The organism is Pseudidiomarina marina, from assembly GCF_044807045.1.
GTDB lineage: Bacteria > Pseudomonadota > Gammaproteobacteria > Enterobacterales > Alteromonadaceae > Pseudidiomarina > Pseudidiomarina marina.
This window is the reverse complement of record NZ_CP085233.1, coordinates 1353851-1373355: the sequence shown is the minus strand read 5'-3', so window position 1 is coordinate 1373355 and position 19505 is coordinate 1353851. Positions and strand designations below refer to the sequence as shown.

The following is a 19505-nucleotide window of genomic DNA, read 5'->3' as shown; positions in this document are numbered from 1 at the left end:
GCTATTGATTACTCAAACGTTGACCAAAAGAAATAGCGTAAGCTGCTGAGCGCATAGGTAGAACGGGGTCATCACTCGGTTCTATTCCACGCACAACACGCATCGGGTCAAAGTTGATTGGCGTGCAATCTTCGCCACCAGCAGCCGTAATGGTTATTTTACCAACATTGACGCGTTCACGGTCTTCAGGCCACAAAACCGACGGATCATTGGTAGGATCTTCTTCGGCACCTATAGTCCAGTGCCAGTCAAAACTCACCTCGCCATCGGCTTCTAGGCGTTCGACTAATCGCTCAGCTAAAAACGTGGTCGGCAACGATTTTTGCTCTTCTTGCGTTAAATAATCATTGCCTGCACTTGGCACTAATTGCCAACGAAACTTTTCGCGCTGTTGCTCACCAGCAACCCAAAACGCATGAATACCGTAATAATCTGCGTTGGTGTATTCGCTTGAAGGCTGCTTATCTTTGTTCCAATCCACAGCGGCTTGCATAGAAGGGTTAGCGGCAATGTACTTCGCAATATCTTCACGAGTGGCCTCACCACGCATGACTTTTAAATTCCACTGTAATAACCCCAGAAAATGATTAGGTGTGCTACCTGAAAACAATGCTGACGTTATGCCGGCAATATTATGTTGCTGATTATTAGGTAATTGAAATTGTATACCAACACCCCGCGTTCCTTGACGCTCATCAGCCTCTGGGTTACCGCCGCCCATTGAGAAGCGTAGTGTGACAGGTACCTCTCCAGAACCAAACAAAGCCGTATCAAAGCGCTCAGTTACCGCTGCCGCTGGTACAAATGTTCCCGCTGCGCAAACACCTTTCGCGTGTGCTTTGCGAATACCTGGATGAACGCCATTCAGTTCTTTAAATACGGCGATGAAATTTTGAGCATTCGCTGAATCTGGCGGTGAATATTTATGATCATCTGCCACAGCTGCAGGTGCTGCGATCAATGCAAAAGCAACAGCCGTAGCCGAAATTGAAAGTGCGTATTTCATGGAAGTAACCTTATTGTTTGAGTCTCATTACTTTAGACCATCAATTACGCTGCCGCTGTATTTTTCGATCAGTGTGATGAGTGTCGCTGTTCTTCTTCAGCTTCTGCAGCTTTTTTGATAAAGAACACAGCATAAAAAACACATAACCCAAGCAAAATAGCGAGGCCAGTAAATGAGAAAAATAGGACTGGATCAGTGAAGAATTCGCGCAAAATATTCATAACCTTACTCCATTTGTGGTTTTATGAATATCTTAGTTTTCTTGTGGTTTTTGATATTGATACATATCAATATTCTGTACTACACCAATTCTGCATGAATCAAAAAGTTTCGAGGGGTTAATTGGTAATTGCAAAACTCGCGAATGGTCACCTCGTAGCCAGACTCCCGCAGGTATTCTGCGCTATCAAGAATTAACATGCTTTCCAATGGTCGCCGAAATACATGGCGCACTAATTCAATACGAGCAACTCGAGAAGACGCCTGCTGCCCTTTCTCTAAAAATAACTGCCAGTCAATAGTTTCCGGAAGCTGAACCTTATGTTGACCAGCCGCCCACAACGCAAAATCTTTAAACTCACCTGAAAACCAGTGTTTTGGCACTGAAGGTAGCGACCGATAATTAAGATCACCAGTCACAAATTGGTAAATTTCTTGATAGGCCAGACGCCATTGCACTTCCATTTGACGTAGTCGTGCCACCCGAGCGCCAGCTGTCACTTGACCTTGCACAGCCAGTTTCAAATGTTCCCTTGTTAAAACAAGCTCATTTGTCTCAATTAACGACTGCGCGCTTTCCGAAAGTCCTTTATAACTATCTGTGGTGGTCAAATGATAGCAACAAGGTGCTATCATCAATTCAGGACAACGCTTTGATATGCCGTCATGGATAAGTTTTCGGTGCAAGTCACCACATGCATGCAACGCGACAGCGCACTCAACATCACGCCAAACAGTTGATAAGTCATCCTTGAGCACATTAGCGTGAACAAAACGTTGTTCGAGCTCATGCTGCCCTGCCAACACTTGACCAATCTCACAGAGTTGCTGCTGCCATTCGACGCTAATAACTGCACGATTTTGGCAAAACGCTAAAAATCGTCCCAAATGACCTTTACCTGAACACCATTCCAGAACCTTTTTATTTCGTTCCGGAAGCTGACAAATAAACGCCTTAATTTGTTCAAGCTTTCGTCCGCCGATGCCATTTTCTAACCAAAATGGCGCGGGCAACTCTCGGTAATTACTTGTTGTTGAAAAGGAAGGTAATTGCTGTACTTCAGAGAACCATGGCGCAAAAAACTCACGTTGTAAAACAAGGTCATTATCAATGTTTGTCAGTTCTTCATCAGAGATATTATCAAGCGCCTGAATAAGACTTCTTGGCCATGTATACGCCGAATAATCAGTATGTTGAAAGGGCAGAAATTGCCAAAATTGACGATAGTTAGCGAGAGTTTCTATGTACTTCGAAAGCATAACTACTTAGTCATGTGCAGGAACGAATAATCGTGTTGAAACGAGCACTTCACCACGAAACTGCAGCATAAACACATCGCCATAATCACGTTCAGTTAATTCAAATTCATTGCCGCCCAAGAGTTTAACAAGCGCCGGTACGGTATTGCTATGACCAACCACCAATGAATTTCGCCGCTCAGATAACAGCGCCTGCGCCAACAGTTCAGATTCAGCGGCCCCATAAGTTGAAATTGATAAATCGAAGAGCTTGGCGGCCGGTTCAGCGGTTTCCTGAGCGCGACGATATTTGGTGGCATAAATTTGCTCAAGGTCGGTGTGCTGGAGGAGTAGCGCAAGATTCTTTGCCCGCGCACGCCCTTTCTCTGATAACTGGGGATCAGCTTGATCCGGAACCTTCTCAGCATGACGCGCCACATAAACAGTGAAAATATCAGCTGAATTCGCCATCGCGTTGCCTCCATAAACCAGAATACACAGCACAAATAACCAGTTTCGCATTTAATCAGATGCCTTTTTCTCGAGCTGCATTGAAATCATCGCTATCACCGTGAAAAGCTCATCGTTCGCGTTGTCGTCAATTAATTCAACACGGTGCGTATCGCGAATTGAGATTAACTTTTCTGAAGCTTTAGCAATCATTTTGTCATTGTGACTGATAGTAAAAGCAAGATCTAACAAATTACCTTTAAACGATGCGCCATCGTATGGTCCGCCAGTAACCCAATATTCCCGTTTAAGCGAAAAAAACTTACGTTGCAGTACCATTTCACCGAGCTGACCGCTAACCAAAAACGTTGGACGAATAGCAAAGCGTTTATGGATAATTTGCGTAAGCTCGTTATCGCTCTTATCAAATATTCGCCAGCGTCGACGTAGAAGCGAAAATTCGCCTTTCCCGTAATAACAAAGTTGCCCCTGCTCATCACTGATATCTATTCGGCCAAACAATGAAATGACTCGAGTCGAAACTGTTAAAGCCTTTGCCATAATCGCCTCTTTTTATTCTTTTTATTGTCGCTTTCGCTAGTAGCTACGCAAAGAGTGCCACAATTTTAAGCTTTTCGGTAGCGATACAAACAGAGCTGCTCGTTTTCTGGCGATGTCACCGTGCCCACAGAATGAAAGCCAAGCTTTGTTAACAAACCTCGCGACGGCGCATTGTCCGGTTTAACAATCGCGTCTAACACCGGCACTTTGCGGTTCTGTGTTATATACTCAAGCATCGCGCTCGTTGCTTCATAAGCCACACCTTTTCCCCGAGCGTGTTTCAATAAGGCATAACCTAAATCTAGGTGCTCTAAATAATCACGTTGAAGCACACTTACAACGCCCAACGGGCGTTTTTCAGCCTTTGAGTGAATTACCCATAAACCTAAATAATCAAACTTCTGCGGTTTAATAACTTTGGTTTTAAGATAATTTTCTGCTTGCTGTTCAGAGCGAACACCTCGGTCACCGATATTCTGGAGAAAGTCAGGATCGTTCAATAAATCAAGTAAGAAAACAGCATCTGCTAAGGACACCTGTCGTAATTCAAGTTGCTGTGTATCAATACGAATTGGCGACTTTGGGTTGCATGACGTCATGGTATGTTACGACTCGATTATAAGTTAAAAACTGCAGGTCGAAAAAGTACAGCGACCCAAACAACCATCATTAAAACGAGCGCAAAAAATACAGCTGCAGAAGCGATGTCTTTTGCGCGCCCACTCAGTTCATGAAACTCAGCACCCACTCTATCTACCACGGCTTCAACGGCCGAATTAAGTAATTCAGTAATCACAACAATAAACAACGTCATGATAAGCAAGAGGCGTTCAACCAATGTGGCCTCAATCAGGAAGGCGACTGGCAGTAAAATCGCGCACAACAGCGCTTCTTGACGGAATGCCGCCTCATATTTCCAAACCGTGGCAATACCCCGTATCGAGTTAAATGTGGCATGGACAATTCTATCAAATCCAGTTTTGTTAGCTTTCATTTTTGACCTTCGCGTTTTTCGATTCTGCGATATTGAACATTATATTTCTTAAGCCTCTCTTAAGAATTTCTCGATAACTTCAACATAGTAAACTGTCTGGGTTGGAGTTCATGCTAAAAGCGCTTAAATCAGGAACAACAAGTTATTATCCTGTCCTGTTGTTTGCAGGCAGTAGCTTTATTATGCTAAGTCTGTTTCGACTTGGCTATTTCATCTTATTTAGCGAACGTATTTTAGCCGTTACAAACCTATCAACTTATTTTTTGTTAGGGCTTCGCGCAGACGCCATTCAAGTCGGCTACTTTACAATTATTCCTTTACTACTTTTTCCATTACTTAATTTCCATCGCTCACATTACCTATGGCTTCGATTTAGCCTGATTTGGTTTGCTATATGCTTTCTTGTGCTGTTGTTCATGGAAGTATCTACACCGGCTTTTCTACTGCAATATGATTCGCGACCTAATCGGCTGTTTTTCGAATATTTACTTTACCCTAAAGAAGTTTTTTCAACGCTATGGGAAGGGTTTCGTGGTTGGCTTATAGTCGGCACCATTGTCATGTGTGGAGCTGTTTATACACTCTTGTTTTTACAGAAGCGAATGTATCATCAACTTCGGTCACGAAAGCCTCACCATGGCGTTGCGTGGTTATTATGGCCGTTTATAGTTGTCGTTACACTTTTTGGAATTCGCTCAACGTTGGCACATCGCCCAGCTAACCCCGCATTTTTCGCGGTTACGAGTGATGCTATGGTGAATTCGCTATTTATTAATTCAAGTTATTCGGTTGCATATGCAGCTTACAATCTCAGGCATGAAGCTAGTGCTAACCGCGTCTATGGTAATCTTAGCGACGATGAAGTCATCGACGTGATAACCTCAGAACCGCACCTGCGGCACGCGCAATTTCCTTTCTCAGATTATCCGACAGTTCATTATCAACCTGCTACGAATAAACGAGAACGGCCTCTAAACATTGTCATCATTTTAGAGGAAAGCCTTGGCGCTACCTTTGTCGAATCACTGGGGGGAATTGCCGCGACGCCCAATTTAGAGCAACTCAAGCACCATGGATGGTGGTTTGAAAATCTTTACGCGACGGGGATTCGTTCTGTTCGAGGTATTGAAGCAGTCGTTTCAGGATTTCTTCCGTCACGTGCTCGCAGCACAGTGAAACTCTCTAAATCGCAGCGGTATTTCTTTACTATCGCTGATACGCTAAAGCGCGAAGGCTATCACACTGAGTTTATCTATGGCGGCGAATCACACTTCGATAATATGGCATCCTTTTTCAGTGGCAATGGGTTCAGTAATATTATTGATCAAGATGACTTTAAACATCCTAAATTTGTTGGAAGCTGGGGTGTTAGCGATCACGATTTGTTCCAAAAACTACATGAACGTCTCATTTACGCCGAGCAAAGACATCAACCGACATTTACGTTAGCGTTTAGTTCTTCAAATCATGAACCTTTTGAGTTTCCTGATGATGAGATTGTCTTATTCGAACAACCGAAAAATACAGTCAATAACGCAGTGAAATATGCCGACCATGCACTTGGCGCTTTTTTTAAACAGGCGATGACCAGTGACTATTGGCAAAACACAGTATTTTTAGTTGTTGCAGATCACGATACCCGAGTCTATGGCGACGAGCTTATTCCACTCTCAAAATTTCACATTCCTGGGATTATCGTAGGCGCTGGTATATCAGCTCGCACAATTACGGCGGTGGCAAGTCAAATTGATCTCGCTCCAACGCTGTTATCACTTGCTGGCGTAAGCGCGTATCTACCAACATTGGGGCAGGATTTAAGCCAAATTGACGTACCACCATCCAACCGAGCAATGATGCAATTTGGCGACAATTTTGGTTGGTTAGAAGGCGATAACTTTACAATTATAACAACGGCAGGAGAGCATCATCAATTTCGCTACGATAAGGCCAATAAAAAGCTTATTTCAACTACCTTGCCCTTAGAACACCAAGCACTAGAACGAATCCAGGCTCACGCAATGGCTTCGTCGATCTTGTATGAACAGCAGATTTACTATGTTCCTAAGTCCCCTGCCCAATAAATCAACCACAACACAACAGAACTCACGGAAAAACTGACATCTAGGTAGAATTTACCCACAAATAAATTGCTTTATGTAAATAATATGCCATTCTAAACCAATGACTTATTAAAACTTTAAGGTTTATCGGTTATGCCGTGGAAGCGAACGCGTTTGTCGTGTACTTTCTGCCTGCTCGTCGGGTTGCTTTCGCACACATTAAATGCGCAAACCAATAACACCCTCATTTTTACCGGCTCCCAGTATTATCCTCCGCTGCAATGGCTCAACGAAAATAATCAGCCTCAAGGCTTTATCGTCGACCTTGAGCAGGCATTAGCCGAATCCGGTGAATTTAACATTGAACAGCGACTAATCCCTTGGAATCAGGCGCTTGAATCGGTGCAATCTGGGCAAGCTGATGCCGTTGCGTTAATTCCATCAGAAGCGCGAAGCGCCTATTTCGATGTCACGGAACCCTTTTATTACGTTGCTCATGGTATTTTTTCGCATCGCGATGGGGTTCAGTTTGGCAGCTTTTCACAGCTCCACGGGAAACGGGTTGCAGTAGCCGCCGGAGCTTTTGCTGAACAACAATTATCAGACAATCCTCAAGAGTTTGACATTGTTCGTGCAAGTGATGAACTTCATTGCTTGCAAATGGTTCAGTTAAAGCAAGTTGACGCCTGCGTTGAAGTGACGACAACGTCACGTCATTTAATCACCAACAACAATCTCGATCTTAGTCAATCTAGCCCTCCATTTTGGCCACAATCTTATGCTTTTGGTGTCAAAAAGGGGAATACAGCGTTACTTCATCGCCTTAACGAACACCTAGCAATGTTACAAGTTAATGGCACCTATCAAGAAGTGTATCAGCGGTGGGTACAACAATTAGAATGGCAAGAGCGAACACTGTCGGATAATTTACGTGCGTTAGGTTGGTTGCTGATTAGCTTGTTATTAATCGCCTCCCTAGGTTTCTTTTGGAGTTACTTACTTAAGAAACAAGTTGCGCGCAAAACCTACCGTATTGAACAAGAACTTGTCGCAAAAACAAAACTACAAAAAAGACTTCACTACCTTTCACAACACGATGCCATAACTGGATTGCTAAACCGCCCTGCTTTTACCGAAAAGCTGGATCAACAAATTCGTTCAGCACCTGAAATTAGCCCAACTGTAGTGGGTATTCGAATTGCCAATATTGACTCTATTACTTCGGTATTTGGTTACGATATTGCCACCGACCTCATGATTGAGTTCGCTGAACGGCTACAAAAAAATGGATTTAAGTATGCGGCGCACTTTGGCGTAGGATTATTTGCCGCAGTTGCCGACTCGAATTTAACCAATGAACAGATTGTTGATCTTGCGCTACAACCCTTGAAGTTTAAGTCGCTTGATTTCGAACCCTTACTCGCTTTCGGGATTATTCGGAATTCACAGCTCAGTCTCGCTGAACCTGTTGGCGCACAAGAGTTGTTGCGACAAGCATTAACTGCGGTATCTGTATCACAAAAAACCCATAAGTTATGGGTCGTCTACACGCCGGGTCTTGAGCCAAACGCTGACGATTTGCGTTTATTAAAAGACTTTCATCAAGCTGGAACGCGTGACTTTTTCTTACATTACCAACCCAAATATAATCTCGAAGAAAATAAGATTACTGGCGCCGAAGCGCTACTTCGCTGGCAGCATCCAACTCTTGGCTTAGTTCCGCCAAGCAAATTTATACCCCTTTTAGAAGAAACAGGGCTCGTCACACAAGTGACTCGTTGGGTAATAAAAGAGACCATAGCGATGATGGAACGACAAAATTTATGTCGTTCCGGTTTAGTGATCAGCGTCAATGTATCAACCCGTGACCTTACCGAACTTGGCTTTGTCAGTTTCATGCGTAATGCTGTTAAACATATCGACCCACATTGTATTCAACTTGAAATTACCGAGACGGGATTAATAGATGATTCTGAACGCGCCCTTTATGTGCTCTCTAAAATGAATGACCTCGGCATTAGTTGTTCAGTTGATGATTTCGGTACAGGGAATTCATCGTTGTCGTATCTGAGTAAATTCCCGGTGTCAGAAATTAAGTTAGATAGAAGTTATGTCTATGATATTGCGAACAACGAACGCAATAATAAAATTGTCCAATCAACCATTGAATTAGCACACACGTTAGGTTTAGCCGTAACGGCTGAGGGCGTGGAAGAGCAAGAAACTGTTGAGATACTGCGCAAAATGAAATGCGAAACTATTCAGGGGTTCGTGCTATCACGACCTATCTCCGAGCAGGACTTAATGGAATTTTTGAAAAGCTCGCCGAAGCTCAAATTTTCAAGCGAGGTTTAATCCCCAATGTTCTGCCGTGCGCTTTACCGCAGCAACATTTTCCGAAGCAAGAATACGTATTGGCGTTTGTTCAAACTTCGGTTCCAGCTCAAGGTTTTCTCGCAGCCAACTGACCATCGCCTCACCGGAATGAATCGTTTTAACGCCACCCCAAAAATTAGATATTTGCTCAGCAATTAACGGAAAATGAGTGCAGCCGAGTAACACTACATTCGGCGTAGCTAAATCTGAAAAATAATGCCGCATTGTTTGTTCTAAAATAGGACCTGAAAACAAAGCTTCTTCGACAATCGGCACAAATAAAGGTGTGGCAATCGCATCAATTTGCGCATAACCAAGATCCGCTATGTGCTGTTGATAAACACCCGAATTAATCGTCGAACGTGTCGCAATGATTAATACTCTCGATTTATCGGCGTCTAAGTTAAGTTGTTGTAGCGCTAAAACTCCCGGTTCCACCACGCCATACACGGGCTTATTCGAGAACTGACGCATCGCTTCAAGTGCCGTGACGCTTACTGTATTGCAGGCGACCACTAAACAATCGACATCCGCACCATTGAAGAATTCAACGGCTTCTAACGCGTAACGGGTTACTGTATTTTTATCTTTATTACCGTACGGTACGCGCGCTGTATCGCCATAATACAATAACTCACTGAAACAGCCGCTGTGTTGTAATGCCTTAGCAACCGTTAAGCCCCCGACACCACTATCGAAAACACCTACTTTCACGAATTATCTCCCCAATAAATGCGGCAGATAAAATACTGTTGTTGCTGATTAAACTCAACCGATATACCGAGTTGCCGCGCCAAGTTTTGCACAATACTTAAACCGAGGCCCGCACCATCCACATCTAAATGTTTACCACGGTAAAAGCGTTCGCTTAAACGGTCTAATTCGACACGATGGTCTTCAACAATGGGATTCTTTATCTGCAGGGTGTTTTTGCTGGAATTAATCTCAATAATTCCTCCGTTCGGAGAGTATTTAATCGCATTATCAATGATATTCGCTAGCAACACGCGCCAATAATCGTTGCTTCCGGTTGCACGAATGGTTTCTGGTAGGTTGACCTCAAAACTAAGTTCGCGCTGTTCAGCTCGGCTGTAATAGTCGGCTACAATTTGACGTACCTCTCTTGCCACGTTGACGTTTTCAGCCTTGGTCGACGGCAATTCAGTTTTCGATAGCAATAGTAAGCTTTCAACAAGTTGGATTAACCGATCTGTGCTGGTTAATAATGCTTCCAGTTGCGCCGTTTCAATTGCTTTTTTACTCGATATGAGATTCTGCAAACTCGCCTTTAAACTAGCCAATGGCGTTCTCAGCTCGTGCGCCGCATCTGCCGAAAAACGTCTTTCTCGGTGAAATGTCTGTTCAATTCGAGCCAAGTAATAATTCAGAGCCTGCTTGACTACCGCAACTTCTTCATCATCGTTGGCTGGCTCGAAAGCACTGTAATCATCAGGGCGCCGCTTACGAAGGTTCGTTGCCAAACGCTGAAAGCTTAAAAAGCTTTGATTGATTGTCCACCAACCTAACCACAGCATGAGTGGCAATAACAATAGCACTGGAACGACCGTATCGATAGCGAGGTCAGTTCGCAATTCCGATCGAAAGCTATCTTCCTGTAACAACAGTACTTGATAGTTTCCGGATGTCATTCCAAAAGCATGCCATAGTCGACCGTCGAGGTTAAACTCACTGAATCCTATTTGAAAAGGCACGATTGCAGGGGAAGGAGCGCCCCGAGTTTCGAGCGACCATGATGATGTCGTGTTGGTGATGCGATACGATAATTTATCTTCGTATTCATGATCACTCACATCACCTATAATCTGGGCACCCGCCTCTCGCTGTTGCTCGGTTATTTGTTCAGGTAAAAATGCGGCTAAAGTTTTTGCCTGTTGCACCATTTCAGCATCAAACAACTCATCAACTTCGTGACTCACTTCATAATAAATCCACAGGGCAGATAAACCTGAGCTGGTTAAATAAACAGCGGAAACAAAGACTAGTATTCGACGACGAATCGATCGGAATTTGGCCTTTAGCGGCGTTATGAGTTGCATTTTAGACGATACCCGATGCCCCGAATGGTCTCTATCCATTCTTTGTGTCCCAGTTTACGCCTTAAATTTGAAACATGCACTTCTAGCGCATTGCTTTCGATTTCATTTTCACCTTGAAATACAGCCGTTTCCAACCGATCTCGACTGAGCACTCGCTCGGGTGCAGACATTAACGTTTTTAGTAGCTCAAACTCTCGTCGCGATAAACTCACCGGCTCATCAGCTACTCGAACATCACGAGTGCTCGTATTAAGCATAATCGGTCCAACCGTTATAGCCGCCGAGGCTTGGCCAAGTTGGCGCCGACAAAGTGCTCGCAATCGCGCCGCCAATTCATTCATATCAAATGGTTTAGTAAGGTAATCATCTGCCCCGGCATCAAGGTGCGCAATTTTGTCATGCACCTGCTCGCGTGCTGTAAGAACTAAAATGGGAATCATCACGCCACGTTTACGCGAGCTACTCAATACTCGTGAACCATCCAAGTCAGGAAGTCCGAGGTCGAGTATCATCACATCGTATTCATTGTGCTTAAGTTCAGAGACAGCAGCGCCTCCTGTGCGTACCCAACACACCGAAAAGTCTCGATCAGACAGCCCTAACTGAACTGCCTGACCAAGTAGAGCATCATCTTCAACGAGAAGAACTCGCATCTAACCTACCTTCTTCGCTATTTTCTTGAGTAGCGCCTCAATTTCCATGCGCCGCTGTGCATCTGCCAGCGCACGCTGTGGTCGCGGCGGTGCTTGCAGTGCTCGCTCAGCAACCTGTTGAGCCTGTGTATAGTTGCCCTGCTCATACAGATAGTCAGCGTAAAAGTAGTTAGGGTCAATACCAGTTGGGTTGATATCAAGCGCTTTAAGAAGATATTCTTCTGCTTTCTTATCATTACCAAAGCCTAGCGGCCATCCTGGCACTTTATAATAGAGCGTTCCGAGACTTCCGTAAGCCGAGCCTTGCAGCGCGCGCGGATCAAGCTCTAAAGCACGTTCCAGGGATTTTCGTGCATCTTTGGCCAAACCGAGTGCACCGAGGCCTCCTTTCGCACCAGCAAAAGTACTTTGGATAATACCTCGCCAAATAAATGCCTCAGCGTTATTGGGTTCGGCATCAGTCCACGCGTGTGCCTCCTTCAATAATGCCTCAAATGCCTTTTCTTGTGGGTCACCCTCAAGAGTATAATTTACTTCTGCCCAGCGACTTTGAATTTGTGCCAGTGTGGTTGCTTGCGCCTGCAACGTAGTTGATACACCAACCATTAAAACTGTCGCCATAACAATCGATGCTAGTTTCATAATAGGGCTCCTTTTGTGAGCTGTTTAAGAAGTCGTCGAGGTTTTTTCATAGTGCCGTCCACCAAGCTCGGTATCAGCCCATTCAGACGCACAAAGAGCTTCTCAGGCCAACCGATTGTGGTGTTTAGTTCACCCTTTTCCAGTTGCTTTACTATCTGTTGCGCCACAAAGTCCGGACTATCTTGAGGTGCGTTGAGTGCTCGATTCATAGCATCCATGATGCCGTCGTTTAACATTGTCGACATGGCGCGTGGCGCACAGTAAAACACACGTGCTTCAATGGGACTGCGTTCGCGCTGCAATGCTTGTGAAAATCCTCGCAGTCCAAATTTCGACGCGTTGTAGAGTGACTGCCCAGGAAAGCCAATTGCACCGAACACCGAACCAATGTTCATAATCCATCCAGAGTCTGGTAATTGCGGGAGTAACAGACGGCATAGCTGCATTGGTCGAATTAAGTTAGTTTGAATAATCCGCTCAATTTCAGTTGGCGGAGCAGTCTCAAATTGTCCAACGAAGGTTACTGCAGCATTGTTAATGAGTGCCGTGACTGGGTGGTCGGTTTGCGCCTTAACATAAGCATCGATCCGTTCGATAAAATCGTCGGCTAACACATCAGCAAGTAAAAATGGTTGCTGCAACGCTGTCGCAAGCTCTTCCAATCTACCAGCACTTCGACCAATCAGTGTTACCCGTGCTCCTTTCTTTGTCAGCTGGCGGCTTAATTCTTGGCCGAGTCCCCCAGTAGCACCCGTCAGTAAGATATGTTGTTGCTGCCAATTCATGTTCATCATGATGCAAGCTCAACCTTCAAAGTTGACAGCTCGTTCGCCAAAGTGGGAAGTGCACGAAACATATCGCCGTAGAGTCGATAGACATGTTTTGCTGTGGTGACGATGGCACTTTGAGCTGCTTCATCAGTCACTTTGTTCATCAGGGTTGCAAAGAATTCGACATGATCTTGGTCGAGGTCACCGTGAGATAACAAATAACTAAACGCCGCATCAGGAAGGTTCAACTGTTCTTTAATTTTTCCGGCTGCTTGAGTCGCCAGTTTAACGCTAGTTCCCTCTAGAACATGAGCCATACCGAAAAATGACGCGGGGTGAACATCGTCAATGCGATGATAAACCAATGCCACCATGCCTGCTGTGCTGGTATGAGGTTCACTTTGCTCAACCCATTTGGGCGATATTCCTGTCACCTTCAGATCGTTGAGTATCCAGCGCTCATGACCGTACTCCTCGTTGATATATTCAATAATGGCGCGACGCATCCATTCATGCTTATGCGAAATGCGGCTACCGGTACGCATTAATAACGGAGTGGTGTGTTTCACATGGTGAAATGCTTGGGTCAAAAAGGCTTGGTATTGCGCCAAGGTGATACGCCCAGATAGTGCGTCTGCAATAATCGGTGCGCTCAGTAAATACTGCTGTTCAGCTTCAGTAGCCTTACATAATTCATTAAAAAAGTTCATAAAATTACCTCGTGCGGCATGGCATTGACGAAAAGAATGGGTTCATAATGTGCACGAATCACGTCGCGACGCAGTCGACCGGTTCCCGTTAGCTGTTCATTTGCGACAGTAAATGGAGTCGAAAGCAGTTTGAATTGATGTATTTTTGCGTAATCAGGTAAATCTCGGTTTATCCGCTCAATGAGCTTCGCGGCATCCATGCCATCCTGATGCGGAACCAGTAATGCTGTGAGCGGTAATTGTTCATCACCTAACACAACCACTTGCGAAATTTCAGGTTCGAGCGCAATTAAACCCTCTAACCATTCGGGGTCAACATTGCGTCCATAAGCAGTCACAATGGTATTTTTCTTGCGCCCCAATAGTTGCAGGTTGCCGCATGCGTCAAATTGCCCTAAGTCGCCAGTGGGAAGCGCTTCTGGATACCATGTTTGCGGTTGATTAAGGTAACCCAACATGCAATTTCCAGACACCCAAACCTCATTTTCTTTTATCTCAACTTTGGCATGAGCTAGCGGTTTTCCGACGGTTCCTGGGGCTGGGTTGATTGGGCTGTTAAACGTCACAACCGAACCGAACTCAGACAAGCCATAGCCTTGCAATAACGGTAATTGAAGTGCATAGGCACGTTGCTCCAACGGCTCAGGAAGACGCGCTCCACCAACCGCGAGCAATTTAAAAGTAGTCGCATCAAGTTGGTTATTTTCCACGTTATGAACTATCGCCGCCAAAAGAGCAGGAGTAAGAATCAAGCTTTGTGCTTTATAACGCTTCAACGCTACACTAAATGAACTTAAATCGAGTGACGATGACCCTGTTATTCCAAGGTTTTCGGGGGAATCAAGAACAACTTCATGCCCCAACCAAAGGCTTAAATACACTCCGGCAACGTTCTCCAGCAATACAGCTAAAGGCATTAAAACGAGATGTCTTTTTGTATTGACGTGGCCAATGCGCTCCGCAAGAGCAAACACGGTTTTGAGCATATTTGCTGCAGACAAACAAACACCCTTGGGTATCCCCGTACTACCCGATGTATACGTGATTTTTGCAGTACCAGTTGGTAGTTCAGCTGACGTTGTTTGAGATAGCGGCTGCATCTTCCCATTAGCTGAAATCACAACGTCTGCGCCGCAATCCCGCAAGACATCAAGGCGTTGTTGGGGCGTGAAAAATGGCGGTATTGGAATACAAACGCGCTCACTTAGAACGATCGCAAGGTCATAAACAACCCAGTTCACGCTATTTTCCATATCCAAAGCGATGCGTTGATAAGGCGCCTGCCTAATTGTCGCTGTCAGTTGCTGAACTCGTTCCCATAATTGTGAATAAGTTAACGTGATGGATTCATCGGCTAACGCATGATGATTGGGTTGCGTTTCGGCATAATCACGCAATCGCTGTACAAAAAGTTCTAGCATGCGATTGCCTTCACGCGCTCTGGTACACCCGAGTTGAGCTTGCTTGGCACGATCAAGTGCTTGCCCTGCGCTACCCAACCGGCAAAGACCATCGGCTGATGCTGGTAGTAATCACCCCAAATAGATTGCAGTGATATTGGGAGTGCTGACTCTCTCGCGAGAGCGAGCGTGGTTAACGTAATACCCAAGCGAGATAGCTTTAAATGGAGGTAACGCGTTGCGGTAAATATTGCGACCTCACGTTTAAGCTGGGTCAGTGCGTTAATAATGGCCATAAAAAGATCTGGAAGGTAGCTTGCCGAAATTGCCGCCATAGAGCCAACTTCAGCGATTTGCAGACGTGCTGGCATCGATTGGTTCGCTACTTTATAGGATTCAACAGGCTCAGCTAAATAATATTCTGAAAACAACGCACGCTGGTCAGCCAGTTGAATGCCACATGCGGCAACCATTTCATTCTCATCACGAACAATTAGCAGTATATCCGGCAAGTTTTGCAAGCAAGCCTTGAAGCTTACCCAATAACGCTCACAAATAAATTGCTCAACTTCACGGCGGCGACTATGAGAACGGTTAATAAGTTCATACTGCATTGGCAACTCCCCTTGAAGGAATAAGCGCTAACGGGTCATGCAGTAAGATTAGGAGGGAAACCTTAAGGAATTCTTAAAAGAAAAATGGAGATTTTGTTACTAGACAACGCAAAGAGGTTCCCTGCGTTGTCTATTTTTTGGAAAATTATTTTAATGTCTTCAACACATCACGAACGAAATCATGCTCATTGAATCCAGGCTCGCCCGCCATATCGTAGCCCCGACGAACCACTACGAGGTTTTCGCTCGGAATAATTACCAGAAATTGCCCACGGTTACCTCGGGCTGCAATCGTATCATTCGGCAGCTCAGGGAAGCGCTCATTATACAGCCACCACTGCGCACCATAACCCGGCGAGGTTTCAGGTGATTGCGCGGGCGCGGGTGTGCTGATGTACGCCAGCCAGTTCTCTGGTAATACGCGCTGATCGTTCCACATACCGTCGTTCAAGTGCAGAATTCCTAATCGCGCTAAATCGCGCGCAGTCGTCCATACTTGCGATGACATAATAAAATCATCATTCCAATCGGTCTCGAGAAAGGTATGCTGCATACCAATCTTTTCCAGCAACGCATCGTATGGGAATTTTAAGTAATCTTCTACGTTATCAAAGCCTTCTCGCACCGCACGCATCACCAACATCGTATCATTATTGGCATATTTCCAGCGCGTACCCGGTTTCACTTCAAGTGCTGTCGTCGTTGCGGTATCAACCACACGACCGCCTCCCATATACACGCGATCGGTGCGATTACCTGCCGCATTGCTATCTAATCCGGACGCCATATGAAGCAAATTCTCAAGCGTAATATGACGACGCGGGTCAAGTGCTGACTGCCAATTGGCAATTGTTGCAGGCGCTTTCACATCGACATCTCGATGCAGCACAGCCGCGCCAACAACACTCGCCGCAATACTCTTGGCAACCGACCAGGTGCGTTGCGATGTCTCCGGCGTGAAGCCATCGAGATAGTTTTCAGCAATAATTTTCTCCGGCGTCGCAATTAAAATCGCTGTGGTGCGTGCACCCGAGCCGTAATGCTTTGAAAATGCCTTTTGAATCACGCCATCAAGCTCTAAATTGCCTGTTACGTGATTAACCGGTTGACGTTCTTGCCAAGGCTCACCAGTGTCTTTCTCAAATGCCGTTTCTGCAAACGGGCGTGACACTTTATCGGCATCTGCAATGGTTGCGCCAACAGGGAGATCAACACAGCCCAGACGAGGTCGCCACACTGAAATGCGTTCGCGCTGACCATCATCATAGGCAACGCGTACCAACTTTTTTTCACGATCAATAACGGCTTTCATGGTCGCTACTTTGTCGGCAACCAACGGATAAATACCAGTAAGCTCATGCTCACGAATCGCTGCTTCGGATTTATGGGCATTAAAGGTTGCGCTGCAGGTGTAACCCGCAACATAACCTGCCGCATAACTATTCTTCGTTGTCTCAGTCTCGTTTCCGTGTGCTACCCCACTAGCCATAACAAACGGGAGAACAAACGACGATAGAATGCGCTTCTGCATAAGCCTTCCTCTTAATTTATTTATTCTGCGTGAATATGCCCACGACCAAATTTATAGTCGATGGTAAGAATAAAATGTTGCAGAACATCATAACCGATTAAACCATCGACTCGGACACTTCCAACACGCGTATTTAGTTCGGCTTCAGCTTCACCAAAGGTCGCATTAACACCCGCTTCAGGTACCGTAATACCCACATTCTCAAGTAAAAACGGCCCGAAACCTAAGGTTGGAATACGAAACATTTCAACGTTGCCCGTTGTATTTACGCCTCTTGAAATACCTTGCTGTAACGGAAATTTCTCTAGCCAACCATGATCTTCTGCCACTTCACGATTGAGGTAAACACCGCTGGTGCTACCGGTATCAAGAATTAGCCACACCTCAGTGTCACCATTTAAATCGACCTTCACAATCGGATCACCAATACCGCGACGTGGGCGCATTGGCAGATTTTTGACATTGGCCATATCAATTGAGTCGTGATCGATAAAGCGCATACGGCTATTCGGATAGTCGAACTGCAACACATATTGCTCGAGTACGGGCGAGCCAAGGATAATCGCAGTATCCTCGCCGCCAAAGTTTAGTTCAACGTAATCTAACTCAAGATTCTGCCCAAACATCTCAGTTTTGACATCACGGTAGGCAATTCGCTCCTTGACTCCGTGAACACCTTGAACGCGTATTTTTCCGCGGTGTTTTCTGGGAGTAACGCCATGCTTTTCAATGAACGCTTGGTTTATACCGTTAATATTGGCGCCGGAATCCATAATGGCCCAGGCTTCAATACCTTCTACGGTAACCTTGACGCGGATGTGACCGTTGTCATGTTCAAACGGCACCCAAGCGGAAACACCAGCCATTGCCGACGTTGAAACAATGAAGCTGATAATGATAAGTAAGTTACGCACAATGAGCATCCTATTATTGTTGTAATAGTTGGATGCTCGTTAAAATTTAGTTACAAGTCAAGTAAATAAATGCAAAGACCGGCCAGTAACCAAACGACACTTAAACCACTCAACACGTTCATTATTTGTGCGCCAACACCTGATGAGCCACCATGATCATGATGATGTTTGTGGTCACTCTGTTCACGATGCTGTTTCCAAAGTAAAACCAACACCACAGTGATAATTAAAAACAGAATGTTCAAGACGAAACCGTAGTTCACCTTAAAGTGCTCTTGCTCTGCGGGAGATGTCCATTGTGACGCATCGGGGAGTAAATCAAACCAATACAAACCGTAATGCATGAATAACGATGCAGCGACCAAACAGACGAACAACATAAGCGCTATATACAACGCCATTTTCCAGCCATAGTAACGCGCATTGATGCGCAACACCGGCCAGACAATGAGATCAGAAAAAATAAACGCCATGACCCCGGCAAAAGCGACCCCCTCACTGAACAGTACCGCAGCTAATGGGATATTGCCCATGGAGCCAATAAACGTGAAAAATGCTGCAATTGGCCCGACGATGGCTTGCTGCAATAACGCCCAAAAGTTCGCTTCAGCATCACCGCCAACACCTAAAAATAGCCACTCAAAAAAACTACTCGGTACAAACGCTGAAATAATACCAGCGACAGTGAAACCGAGTAAGATGTCCTGCCACACCATTTGCCATTCCATGACATATTTGTGGCCCACCTGGCGCCATGTATCTCGCTCAAGTAAATCCGACCAGGCGTTGCCATGCTCATGTTCATCGTCATCTTCGTCTTGACGCGCTTGCTCGATTAGCTTGGTTGGCTTTGTTACCGTAATGTACAGCCACACGAACAGTATCAGGAGTAAGCCGCCAACATACTCCCCCACGACAAACTGCCAGCCTAAAAATATGGATATGACAAATCCAAGCTCTACCACCAAGTTGGTGGATGCCAACATAAAGGCCATCGATGCGCTAAATGATGCACCTTTATTAAACAACGCGCGGGTGGTGGAAAGCGCTGCAAAGCTACATGAACTGGAGATAAAACCAAAGAATGTGCCTAACGACACTGATTTTAAATTATTCTCGCCCATGGCCTGGCGCATACGTTGCTTGGTAATTAATACTTGAATCAAACTACTGATAAAATAACCAAGCACGAATGCCCACAGCGCCATCCAGAAAAATCCAAAACTGGAATAGGCTGATTGACCCCACGTATTCAGAAAGCTGTCCATGTGCGCGCCTTGTGATTGAAAAGTCGTCTTTTTACCGTATC

Annotated in this window: 20 protein-coding genes; 2 read left to right on the top strand and 18 right to left on the bottom strand. The window is 45.2% G+C overall.

Going from position 1 to position 19505, the window contains the following annotated elements; genetic code table 11:
• Position 1: 1 nt before the first annotated feature.
• From LG272_RS06490 to LG272_RS06460, 7 genes are all read right to left on the bottom strand, one after another.
• On the bottom strand, positions 2–1006 hold the full coding sequence (locus LG272_RS06490) for a catalase family peroxidase (RefSeq protein WP_404407414.1): 1005 nt from the start codon (positions 1004–1006) through the stop codon (positions 2–4).
• Positions 1007–1074: 68 nt separating this feature from the next.
• Complete coding sequence (locus tag LG272_RS06485) at positions 1075–1227, bottom strand: DUF3149 domain-containing protein (protein WP_404407412.1); 153 nt, start codon at positions 1225–1227, stop codon at positions 1075–1077.
• Positions 1228–1306: 79 nt separating this feature from the next.
• Complete coding sequence (locus LG272_RS06480; protein ID WP_404407410.1) at positions 1307–2485, bottom strand: methyltransferase; 1179 nt, start codon at positions 2483–2485, stop codon at positions 1307–1309.
• A gap of 6 nt (positions 2486–2491) precedes the next feature.
• Entirely contained in the window at positions 2492–2986 is a 495-nt protein-coding gene (locus LG272_RS06475) for a SixA phosphatase family protein (RefSeq protein ID WP_404407408.1), read from the bottom strand.
• On the bottom strand, positions 2987–3475 hold the full coding sequence (locus tag LG272_RS06470) for a hypothetical protein (RefSeq protein WP_404407406.1): 489 nt from the start codon (positions 3473–3475) through the stop codon (positions 2987–2989).
• Between the two features lie 65 nt (positions 3476–3540).
• Entirely contained in the window at positions 3541–4074 is a 534-nt protein-coding gene (locus LG272_RS06465; RefSeq protein WP_404407404.1) for a GNAT family N-acetyltransferase, read from the bottom strand.
• Positions 4075–4091: 17 nt separating this feature from the next.
• Positions 4092–4469: a diacylglycerol kinase gene (locus tag LG272_RS06460; RefSeq protein ID WP_404407402.1), complete on the bottom strand. Its 378-nt coding sequence runs from the start codon at positions 4467–4469 to the stop codon at positions 4092–4094.
• Between the two features lie 110 nt (positions 4470–4579).
• On the opposite strand from LG272_RS06460, the gene LG272_RS06455 reads away from it, so the two are divergent.
• Both LG272_RS06455 and LG272_RS06450 read left to right on the top strand, forming a co-directional pair.
• A complete protein-coding gene (locus LG272_RS06455; protein ID WP_404407400.1) occupies positions 4580–6550 on the top strand; it encodes an LTA synthase family protein in 1971 nt (656 codons plus the stop codon).
• 132 nt (positions 6551–6682) lie between these two features.
• Entirely contained in the window at positions 6683–8884 is a 2202-nt protein-coding gene (locus tag LG272_RS06450; RefSeq protein ID WP_404407398.1) for an EAL domain-containing protein, read from the top strand.
• Here LG272_RS06450 and murI read toward each other — a convergent pair.
• The 11 genes from murI to LG272_RS06395 form a co-directional block, all read right to left on the bottom strand.
• Entirely contained in the window at positions 8870–9619 is a 750-nt protein-coding gene (gene murI / locus LG272_RS06445; RefSeq protein WP_404407396.1) for a glutamate racemase, read from the bottom strand. The two genes, LG272_RS06450 and murI, sit on opposite strands and share 15 nt — an antisense overlap.
• On the bottom strand, positions 9616–10962 hold the full coding sequence (locus tag LG272_RS06440) for a histidine kinase dimerization/phospho-acceptor domain-containing protein (protein WP_404407394.1): 1347 nt from the start codon (positions 10960–10962) through the stop codon (positions 9616–9618). The genes murI and LG272_RS06440 overlap by 4 nt, the downstream gene beginning before the upstream one ends.
• Positions 10950–11615, bottom strand: a complete 666-nt coding sequence (locus LG272_RS06435) for a response regulator (protein WP_404407392.1) — start codon at positions 11613–11615, stop codon at positions 10950–10952. Before LG272_RS06435 ends, LG272_RS06440 begins: the two co-directional genes overlap by 13 nt.
• Positions 11616–12257, bottom strand: a complete 642-nt coding sequence (locus tag LG272_RS06430; RefSeq protein WP_404407390.1) for a tetratricopeptide repeat protein — start codon at positions 12255–12257, stop codon at positions 11616–11618.
• Complete coding sequence (locus tag LG272_RS06425; protein WP_404407388.1) at positions 12254–13051, bottom strand: SDR family oxidoreductase; 798 nt, start codon at positions 13049–13051, stop codon at positions 12254–12256. The genes LG272_RS06430 and LG272_RS06425 overlap by 4 nt, the downstream gene beginning before the upstream one ends.
• On the bottom strand, positions 13048–13737 hold the full coding sequence (locus LG272_RS06420) for a TenA family transcriptional regulator (protein WP_404407386.1): 690 nt from the start codon (positions 13735–13737) through the stop codon (positions 13048–13050). The genes LG272_RS06425 and LG272_RS06420 overlap by 4 nt, the downstream gene beginning before the upstream one ends.
• Positions 13734–15158, bottom strand: coding sequence for an AMP-binding protein (locus tag LG272_RS06415; protein ID WP_404407384.1), 1425 nt, complete (start codon positions 15156–15158; stop codon positions 13734–13736). Before LG272_RS06415 ends, LG272_RS06420 begins: the two co-directional genes overlap by 4 nt.
• Positions 15152–15751 (bottom strand): thermostable hemolysin, encoded by a 600-nt coding sequence (locus LG272_RS06410; protein ID WP_404407382.1) that lies wholly within the window; start codon positions 15749–15751, stop codon positions 15152–15154. The genes LG272_RS06415 and LG272_RS06410 overlap by 7 nt, the downstream gene beginning before the upstream one ends.
• 145 nt (positions 15752–15896) lie before the next feature.
• Positions 15897–17282 carry a serine hydrolase domain-containing protein gene (locus LG272_RS06405; protein ID WP_404407380.1) on the bottom strand — a complete coding sequence of 462 codons (1386 nt, stop codon included), beginning with the start codon at positions 17280–17282 and terminating at the stop codon, positions 15897–15899.
• Between the two features lie 20 nt (positions 17283–17302).
• Positions 17303–18196: an aspartyl protease family protein gene (locus LG272_RS06400; RefSeq protein ID WP_404407378.1), complete on the bottom strand. Its 894-nt coding sequence runs from the start codon at positions 18194–18196 to the stop codon at positions 17303–17305.
• A gap of 50 nt (positions 18197–18246) precedes the next feature.
• Entirely contained in the window at positions 18247–19464 is a 1218-nt protein-coding gene (locus LG272_RS06395; protein ID WP_404407376.1) for a permease, read from the bottom strand.
• Positions 19465–19505 lie beyond the last annotated feature (41 nt).